This window comes from Superficieibacter sp. HKU1, assembly GCF_029319185.1.
GTDB lineage: Bacteria > Pseudomonadota > Gammaproteobacteria > Enterobacterales > Enterobacteriaceae > Superficieibacter.
Window position 1 is genome coordinate 4,862,246 of the sequence record NZ_CP119754.1, and the last position, 8,459, is coordinate 4,870,704.

Sequence of the window (8,459 nt, forward strand, 5' to 3'; positions counted from 1 at the left end):
AACGCGCGGATATTGTTGGGTTTTGTAGGCCGGGCAAGGCGAAGCCGCCGCCCGGCATTTACCGCGTAATATTCCAGCCACGAGCGCGCCACAGTTCCGGCAGCTGCGCCAGATCGGTAAACGTCGTCACCTTCGGATGCTCGATAGGCTTATTATGCGGATCGGCGCAAAAATAGAACACTTCCATTCCCGCGGCGATCCCGGATTGCGCCCCGGCAACGGAATCATCCACCAGCACCGAATGTTCCGCATTGACGTTCATCGCTTTCGCCGCGTGAAACATCAGCGCCGGATCGGGTTTCCAGCGCTGGATATCATACCCGCTGAACAATTTTTCCGGAAAATGGTGCAGCATGCCGGTGCGCCCTAACGAGTGCTGCATTTTGCTCACCGGGCCGTTAGAGACCACGCACATCGGCACTGTTACGCTGTCCAGCAGTGCGTTGGCGCCCGTGATACCCACCAGCTCAGAATCAAACAGGCGGGCCACCTCAGCGCGATACACGGTTTCTAAATCGGCTTTCGCCAGGTTAACCCCATACTCGGCGTTAATGGTATCGATGATCTCGTAAAGCTTAACCCCTTTAAAACGCTTAAAAATCGTTTCCAGATCGAGGGTGATGCCGTACTGCTGGAACATATGCACATAGGCGCGAGAACAAATCACTTCACTATCTACCAGCGTACCGTCGCAATCGAAAAATACTGCTTCAATGTGGGACATGCCTGTTTCCCTTTTAACAAGTTTAACGTTTATCTGCTGAAATTTATGCCACGCAATCGTTGCCGTATAAGCAAAATCAATGAAAAAAGTCTCTCATGAATCTTCCTATTGTCTCATTTTGGTATAGGATAGCGACGGATTTTCCCTCCTTTTCTCGGAAACAGATAATGAGTCAACAACACCACAGCCAGGCATCTGGTCAGGGAATACTTGAGCGCGTGTTTAAATTACGTGCGCACGGCACCACTGCACGCACAGAAATCATTGCCGGGTTCACCACCTTTCTGACGATGGTTTACATCGTATTCGTTAACCCGCAGATCCTCGGCGTGGCAGGGATGGACACCAGCGCCGTTTTCGTCACTACCTGTCTGATTGCTGCGCTGGGCAGCATCCTGATGGGCGTCTTCGCTAATCTGCCGGTCGCGCTGGCTCCGGCGATGGGGCTTAACGCGTTCTTTGCCTTTGTTGTGGTTCAGGCGATGGGCCTGCCGTGGCAGGTGGGTATGGGGGCGATTTTCTGGGGCGCGGTCGGCCTGCTGCTGCTGACGATTTTCCGCGTGCGCTACTGGATGATTGCCAATATCCCGGTAAGCCTGCGCGTTGGTATCACCAGCGGTATCGGTCTGTTTATCGGCATGATGGGGCTGAAAAACGCGGGCGTGATTGTCGCCAACCCGGAAACGCTGGTGAGCATCGGTAACCTGACCTCGCACAGCGTGCTGCTGGGCGTGCTGGGTTTCTTTATTATCGCTATTCTGGCGTCACGTAACATTCACGCGGCGGTGCTGGTCTCTATCGTCGTCACGACGCTGCTGGGCTGGATGCTAGGCGATGTGCACTATAACGGTATCGTCTCCGCGCCGCCGAGCGTCACTTCCGTAATTGGTCACGTCGATCTGGCCGGTTCATTCAACCTGGGCCTGGCGGGGGTGATCTTCTCCTTCATGCTGGTTAACCTGTTTGACTCTTCCGGTACGCTGATTGGCGTCACTGACAAAGCGGGTCTGGCGGATGAGAAGGGCAAATTCCCGCGCATGAAGCAGGCGCTGTATGTGGACAGTATCTCGTCCGTGGCCGGTTCATTCATCGGCACATCCTCTGTTACCGCCTATATCGAATCCTCTTCCGGCGTTTCCGTCGGGGGCCGTACCGGTCTGACGGCAGTGGTCGTCGGCGTGCTGTTCCTGCTGGTCATTTTCCTCTCGCCGCTGGCGGGCATGGTGCCGTCTTACGCGGCAGCGGGCGCCCTGATTTACGTTGGCGTGCTGATGACCTCCAGCCTGGCGCGCGTGAAGTGGGAAGATTTAACCGAATCCGTACCGGCGTTTATTACCGCGGTGATGATGCCGTTCAGCTTCTCGATTACCGAAGGTATCGCGCTGGGCTTTATCTCTTACTGCGTAATGAAAATCGGCACCGGCCGTCTGCGCGATCTCAGCCCGTGCGTGATTATCGTCGCGGTGCTGTTTGTACTGAAGATTGTGTTTATTGACGCGCATTGATTGCTGACGCCCGATAACTGAAGCCCGGCCAGTGCCGGGCTTTTTGTTTCAGGCTTTCACCCGCTGTATATATTCACCAAACGCCGTTAGCTGCCCGGTCAGATGATCCAGCGTGCTCTGGTCAATCACTTCGCCCGTCTGCGGGTCCACTTTATTCTGGATCACGCCGCCCATAAACTCCGGCTTGTTCATCACCATCGCGTCGAGAAACACCAGGATCTGACGCAGATGATACTGGCAGCGCGCGCCGCCGATGGCACCCATAGAACTGGTCTGAATAAGCACGGGTTTGCCCGCCAGCGGTTGCTCAGGCAGGCGAGAAAGCCAGTCGATAGCGTTCTTTAAGCCGCCCGGTACGGAATAGTTATATTCCGGCGTGACGATAACCACGCCGTCTGCCTGGCGGATTTGTTCCGCCAGCGCTTCCACGCTTGCCGGAAACCCCTCTTCCTGCTGAATATCCGCATCGTACAGAGGAATATCGCCAATCGACGGTAGTGCGCTTACCTGAATGTTCGCCGGAGCGATTTTCGGCAGCGTACGCGCGACCATGGCGTTAAATGACCCTTTGCGCAAACTTCCCAATAACGTAACAACTTTCAACGTATCAGACATAATGACTCCTTCGTGTTATGGAGATTACTTTTGATCGGATTCGTTGAGTGTAAACGCTTTTTCGGAAGCTATGCTGGTAAAACGCATCAGACGCGCGGCAGGTTCATTGGCGCGCACCTGCGCATCCGGCAGGCAGCGCCAGTTACCTTTACCGCTATATTCCCAGAGCTTCAGGCGCTCAACGGCAGGCGTGACGGCCACAGACCACACCAGCACGTCCTCTGCATCGCAGACCGCCTCAATTTGCGCAGTATTCGCCGCTCGCAAACGCCCTGAACCCGGCAGCAGTTGTAATCCCTGCGTATCGCCTTCAACGTCACCCGTTAGCTTGAGCACGCTTTGGCGCAGTGACAATAGTTGTGCCCTGGCTTCGTTGGGATCGTTTTGATTGTTGATCCACAGCATTTCATTGCTGGTGAACGTGTAATGCGGGGGGATCGACGCGCCAGGGGTGCCGGGCATCACGCGCTGGAGCGCCAGCGCCAGACCGCAATCGCCTTCGGTGGTTAAGGCTACGCCAACGATATTGCCGGCATAGGCAATTGAAAAACGCGGCAGCGTGGTATCAAGAAAAACGGGCCGGCCACCGGGCAGAATAATTATTTCTGGCAGCTCGCTAATTCCATACAGCATGAACATCAATTCAGCCAGTAGCGCTCTGGAGGTCAGATAGCGCGTTCGGCGGTGTTCAGGGAGCTGGCGGGCCTGATGATGGCAGGCTGAAGACAAGCGAATGGAAAGGTGATAACCGTCGCCAAGGGTCCCTCGTGCAAAGTGCGTAGCCATTTTTCGCTCCGTGATAATGGTCAGTGGTAAAGATGAAAAGCATACTGTCGGTTAACCGCTTTCGTTTTAAACGCAAACGAAGCAAATGAGAAGATCCTGAACCTCATTTTTACAATTCATTTGATACAGGCGGCACTTTTTGCGAAAAACCGGGTGGCGACGTTTTATAACCAATAAGTCAATCAGCCAAATGGCCTGGCCACAAAGAGCGCCTGGATCGATGTAATAAGACGAGGCTCCCCCAGCGTTTCAATCATATCCGGGGGCAAAAAAGCCGTCTTCACCGTTATCAAAAGCCTGAAGCCAGTAATCCATACTCATGATGATCTCCTTTTCTGATGTCCCTCAGGAGTAAACTTTGCTCGTACCGGTACAGATTTGCAATCTTATTTCCCGATACAAAAACTCGAGAAAATCCGTCCCAGCAAATCATCCGAAGTAAACTCGCCGGTGATCTCGCTCAGGCTGTGCTGAGCAAGGCGTAACTCCTCCGCCAGCAATTCACCAGCCCAGGCACCGAGCAGTTGCGCTTTGCCCTGCTCAAGATGGTTCGCCGCGTCTTCCAGCGCCTGCAAATGACGACGGCGGGCCAGGAAACCGCCTTCCATCCGGGTATCGAAGCCCATACTTTGCTTGAGATGATCGCGCAAAACGTTTACGCCTTCACCGGTGCGCGCAGAAAGGCGTACAAGTGAGTGATTATTCACTTCACTAAAGCCCAGCGTTTCGCCGGTGATATCGGCCTTGTTACGCACCACGGTAATCGGCAGCTTTGCGGGCAGACGGGCAATAAAATCTGGCCAGATATCTGCCGGATCTACCGCATCGGTGGTGGTGCCGTCGACCATAAACAGTACGCGGTCCGCCTGTTCAATCTCCTGCCAGGCGCGCTCGATGCCAATGCGCTCAACTTCGTCGCTGGCTTCGCGCAGCCCGGCGGTGTCGATAATGTGCAGCGGCATCCCGTCGATGTGAATATGCTCGCGCAGGACGTCGCGCGTGGTGCCGGCGATGTCGGTAACAATCGCCGCGTCGCGCCCGGCCAGCGCATTCAGCAGGCTGGATTTACCGGCGTTGGGACGTCCGGCAATCACCACTTTCATCCCTTCGCGCAGCAGGCTGCCCTGACGCGCTTCGGCGCGTACCGCGTCCAGATCGGCCATTACGCCGTTAAGCTGTGCCTCGATTTTGCCGTCGGAAAGAAAGTCGATCTCTTCGTCCGGGAAGTCGATGGCCGCTTCGACGTAGATCCGCAGGTGAGTGAGTGCTTCCACCAGGTGATTCACCCGTGCGGAGAAGGCACCCTGAAGCGAGTTCAGCGCCGAGCGTGCCGCCTGCTCGGAACTGGCGTCTATCAGGTCAGCAATCGCTTCTGCCTGGGCTAAATCCAGCTTGTCGTTGAGAAACGCCCGCTCGGAGAACTCGCCGGGTTTCGCGATGCGCAGGCCGGGGAGGGTCAGGATACGTTTTAACAGCAGATCGAGAATGACCGGGCCGCCGTGTCCCTGTAGCTCCAGCACATCTTCGCCGGTAAAAGAGTTTGGACCCGGGAACCATAGCGCGATGCCCTGATCGAGCGCCGTGCCGTCCGCGTCCTGAAAAGGCAGGTAATCGGCGTAGCGTGGCTTAGGCAATTTTCCCAGTACGGCCTGCGCGACGTCGCGAGCTTTCAGGCCGGAGATGCGCAGGATGCCCACGCCGCCACGTCCTGGAGGGGTGGCCTGGGCAACGATAGTGTCGTTATGGCTCATGTTATGTCTCTTTGCTTACCAATAAAAAAGGCGGTCAGATGACCGCCCTTTATCACTGTTCCTTTTGCCGGGTGGCGCTGCGCTTACCCGGCCTACCGCTTATGTCAGGATTTTTTCTTCTCGCGGCTATGCAGGCCACGTTTTTCCAGACCACGGTAAATCAGCTGCTGCTGGATAATCGTCACGGTGTTACTCACGATATAGTACAGCACCAGACCTGACGGGAACCACAGGAAGAACACGGTGAAGATGACCGGCATAAAGGTCATGATCTTCTGCTGCATCGGGTCGGTCACGGTGGTTGGCGACATCTTCTGAATGAAGAACATCGTCAGGCCCATCAGGATCGGCAGGATGTAGTACGGGTCCTGTGCGGACAGGTCATGGATCCACAGGGCGAACGGCGCATGACGCAGTTCAATGGAGCCCATCAGCATGTAGTACAGCGCAAGGAAGATTGGCATCTGAATGACCAGCGGTAAGCAGCCACCCAGCGGATTAACCTTCTCCGCTTTGTACAGGGCCATCATCTCCTGGCTCTGACGCTGTTTGTCATCGCCCAGACGCTCACGCATGGCCGCAATCTTCGGCTGCAGCATACGCATCTTCGCCATGGAGGTGTACTGCGCTTTGGTCAGCGGGTACATGATGCCACGAACGATAAAGGTGATGATGATGATGGAGAAGCCCCAGTTACCCAGGAAGCTATGGATCCATTTCAGCAGTTTAAACAGCGGCTGAGAGATGAACCACAGCCAGCCGTAATCTACGGTCAAATCCAGGTGCGGTGCAACGGCCGCCATTTTATCCTGAATTTCCGGGCCGACCCACAGGGTGCTGCCCAGATTGCCCGTCTGACCCGGCTGAACCAGCAGCGGCTGAGACTTATAGCCGATTGCCGCCACGCCGTTACCCAGATTGCTGGTGTAGAAGCTGTTAGTGCTGTTGGCTGGCGGTACCCACGCGGTCGCGAAGTACTGCTGCAACATGGCAACCCAACCACCCTGAGAACTCAGGTTGAGGTTTTCGTTGTCGGCAATTTTATCAAATTTGTATTTTTCATACTTCTCGTCCGGCGTTGAGTACGCCGCACCGCGGAAGGTATGCAGCGCAAAGTTGCTGCTGCCGGTATCGCGATGAGAAGGCAAATCGATGGATTGCTTCAGCTGACCAAAGGTAGAGACTTCCAGCGGCTTCGCGCTGGCGTTCTGCACGTTGTAGTTAACGTTCACCGCAAACTCGCCGCGTTTCAGGACAAAGGTCTTGGTGAACGTGTTACCAGCGGCATCGGTCCAGGTCAGCGGGATCGCCAGCTCGTTCTGACCATCGGCCAGCACAAACGCATCGCTGTCAACGTTATACAGCGGACGGGAACCATTGGCCGGGTTATCCGGGCCGTCACGGCCGGTCAGGCCACTCTGCGCCTGGTAGATAAACTGCGGCGTGGTTTCAAGTAACTGGAACGGCTCGTTAGAACCCAGCTCTTTCGGGTAGGTCAACAGGTGCGCCTGCTCAACGTCACCACCACGGGTGTTGATCGTCAGCTCCAGAACATCGGTCTTAACCGTAATCAGTTTACCCTGGCCACTGGCTGGTACGCCCTGGTCTGCGGCACTACCCGCTGCGGTGGTCGTAGTCTGCGTGATCTGCTGCTGGGGTTGAGGATTTTTATCCTGCTCCCACGCTTGCCAGATCATGAAAGACACGAACAACAAAGCGATGACTAGAAGATTGCGTTGCGAATCCATCGTTAGTGTTCTCTGGTATCAAATGGTCCGGGCGGGACGGGGTCGTCACCACCCGGGTGTAAAGGGTGGCATTTTAATACGCGTTTCACCGTCAACCAACTGCCTTTTATCATTCCAAACCTGCGCAATGCCTCAATTCCGTATTGCGAACAGGTCGGGGTGAAACGGCAATGGGGCCCAAGCAGCGGACTGATCAGGCGTTGGTAGACCCGGATAAGGGCTATCAGGACCCTTGAGCCAGCCGACAGTGGCGACGCCATAATTTTTCCAGTGCTTCTGTAAGGGCACGATTATCGAGGTCGGCAACCCCTTTTTTCGCCACTATCACGAAATCCATTGCAGGGAGTTCATGCTGACGTAAACGGAAGCTTTCACGCGTCAGACGTTTAATCCGATTGCGTTCATGCGCACGCTTAACGTTTTTCTTGGCGACGGTAAGACCGATGCGGGGATGCCCCAGCGAATTCAGGCGGCCGAGGATGGTAATTTGCGGCGTGCCAGCCCGTTGTGGCTGCTGGAAGACGAATGTGAAATGACTGGGAGTTAACAAGCGTAACTCCCTGGGAAATGCGAGCTTAACCACGCAGGGTTAGCTTTATTACTTAGAAACGGTCAGACGAGCACGGCCTTTAGCACGACGACGTGCCAAAACCTGACGACCATTTTTATTAGCCATACGAGCACGGAAGCCGTGAGAACGGTTGCGCTTCAGTACAGACGGTTGAAAAGTGCGTTTCATGGCGATTTCTACCTAAACTTGAATAAATTCACTGACTTCTGCGTATGACCGAACAAACTTCGAACGACTTACGCCACAGTGTGGGTGATTAAAGAGGCCGGATTGTAATAATTGTACACTCCGGAGTCAATTCTCTTTCCTTATATCCCGCGTATTTTCGCACGTTTTCATGAGTAAAACCCAGGCTGAAAACGGGCTAACGCGCCGGGTGGAGGATTATACGGCCTCACGTTTAAAGCGCAAGGATCCCGGCGGATCTTCGTTAGATCATTTAAGAAAAATTTTGTCGTTGCTCATTAATTTTTCCGATATGCGGCCTAAATCGTGCCCCACATCGCCAGGATCGTTTACACTTAGCCAGTCGCGATCCTCCCTGTGGATAAATCGGGAAGAATCTGTGAGAAACAGAAGATCTCTGGCTCAGTTTACGCTATGATCCGCCTCCCGATCGGATCCACGGATCCGGATCGGGTAAAAACCGCAGATAGCGGTTCGCACGTCACCCTTACGTGGGTCTTTTCGCCGTGCGTCAACAATCATGAACGTTTCAGCCTTTGTCATTTATCGACTTTTGTTCGAGTGGAGTCCGCC

General features: G+C 54.8%; 9 protein-coding genes. 1 reads left to right on the plus strand and 8 read right to left on the minus strand.

Going from position 1 to position 8,459, the window contains the following annotated elements; all coding sequences use genetic code 11:
- Positions 1 to 58: 58 nt before the first annotated feature.
- Positions 59 to 724 (minus strand): 6-phosphogluconate phosphatase, encoded by a 666-nt coding sequence (yieH, locus tag P0H77_RS23110; protein ID WP_276160504.1) that lies wholly within the window; start codon positions 722 to 724, stop codon positions 59 to 61.
- 167 nt (positions 725 to 891) lie between these two features.
- Here yieH and adeP point away from each other — a divergent pair, with 167 nt between their 5' ends.
- The gene (gene adeP / locus P0H77_RS23115) at positions 892 to 2,229 is read left to right on the plus strand and encodes an adenine permease AdeP (protein WP_276160505.1); all 1,338 of its coding nucleotides are present in this window, start codon (positions 892 to 894) and stop codon (positions 2,227 to 2,229) included.
- Between the two features lie 48 nt (positions 2,230 to 2,277).
- On the opposite strand, the gene P0H77_RS23120 is transcribed toward adeP, so the two are convergent.
- The 7 genes from P0H77_RS23120 to rpmH form a co-directional block, all read right to left on the minus strand.
- Complete coding sequence (locus P0H77_RS23120) at positions 2,278 to 2,844, minus strand: NADPH-dependent FMN reductase (protein WP_176918535.1); 567 nt, start codon at positions 2,842 to 2,844, stop codon at positions 2,278 to 2,280.
- A gap of 24 nt (positions 2,845 to 2,868) precedes the next feature.
- Positions 2,869 to 3,630 (minus strand): hypothetical protein, encoded by a 762-nt coding sequence (locus P0H77_RS23125; protein ID WP_276160507.1) that lies wholly within the window; start codon positions 3,628 to 3,630, stop codon positions 2,869 to 2,871.
- Positions 3,631 to 4,016: 386 nt separating this feature from the next.
- The gene (mnmE, locus tag P0H77_RS23130) at positions 4,017 to 5,381 is read right to left on the minus strand and encodes a tRNA uridine-5-carboxymethylaminomethyl(34) synthesis GTPase MnmE (protein WP_276160510.1); all 1,365 of its coding nucleotides are present in this window, start codon (positions 5,379 to 5,381) and stop codon (positions 4,017 to 4,019) included.
- Between the two features lie 104 nt (positions 5,382 to 5,485).
- The gene (gene yidC / locus P0H77_RS23135; RefSeq protein ID WP_276160512.1) at positions 5,486 to 7,129 is read right to left on the minus strand and encodes a membrane protein insertase YidC; all 1,644 of its coding nucleotides are present in this window, start codon (positions 7,127 to 7,129) and stop codon (positions 5,486 to 5,488) included.
- A gap of 2 nt (positions 7,130 to 7,131) precedes the next feature.
- Positions 7,132 to 7,389, minus strand: a complete 258-nt coding sequence (gene yidD / locus P0H77_RS23140; RefSeq protein WP_103676252.1) for a membrane protein insertion efficiency factor YidD — start codon at positions 7,387 to 7,389, stop codon at positions 7,132 to 7,134.
- Positions 7,353 to 7,712, minus strand: a complete 360-nt coding sequence (gene rnpA, locus P0H77_RS23145) for a ribonuclease P protein component (RefSeq protein WP_176918529.1) — start codon at positions 7,710 to 7,712, stop codon at positions 7,353 to 7,355. The genes yidD and rnpA overlap by 37 nt, the downstream gene beginning before the upstream one ends.
- A gap of 15 nt (positions 7,713 to 7,727) precedes the next feature.
- The gene (gene rpmH / locus P0H77_RS23150; RefSeq protein WP_015369029.1) at positions 7,728 to 7,868 is read right to left on the minus strand and encodes a 50S ribosomal protein L34; all 141 of its coding nucleotides are present in this window, start codon (positions 7,866 to 7,868) and stop codon (positions 7,728 to 7,730) included.
- Positions 7,869 to 8,459 lie beyond the last annotated feature (591 nt).